General features: G+C 43.6%; 1 protein-coding gene. It reads right to left on the bottom strand.

The window, feature by feature from the left end:
• Window positions 1-392, bottom strand: a 392-nt coding sequence (locus IC21_RS16880) for a transposase (protein ID WP_035180431.1), incomplete at both ends; no start/stop codon positions are given.

The following is a 392-nucleotide window of genomic DNA, read 5'->3' as shown; positions in this document are numbered from 1 at the left end:
TCAAGCTTTCTTGTCCAATCAAGCGAAGCAGGTTATACGCAAATACACCGAAATGGAGCACAAGGCCATTCGTTTCATATTTGCCTGACGGCAGCCGTTCGAGATCCAGTTCTGATTTAATTTCACTATGGAACTGTTCGCAAGTGCCATGGTTATGATAAAGAGAGATCACCACATGAGGCGGCACTTCAAGGTCCGTCCAGTAGGTTTCAAATTCATACTCGGGAATTAAAAAAATTTGTCCGTCTCTTGAGATGGTTCTTTCGGTCACTTTAAAAACTTTTCGGATGCTTCGCTCCTGGTCCTTAATTTGAATGGTTTCGGGGATGGATCCAAGGTAAACCTTCTTTCCTTCCCGTTCTTCACAACAGATCCCATATTTTCGGGCAATG

This window comes from Heyndrickxia coagulans DSM 1 = ATCC 7050 (assembly GCF_000290615.1).
In the GTDB taxonomy this organism is placed as follows: Bacteria; Bacillota; Bacilli; order Bacillales; family Bacillaceae_C; genus Weizmannia; species Weizmannia coagulans.
The sequence above is the reverse complement of the archived record's forward strand: the minus strand, read 5'-3'. Positions and strand labels throughout refer to the sequence as shown.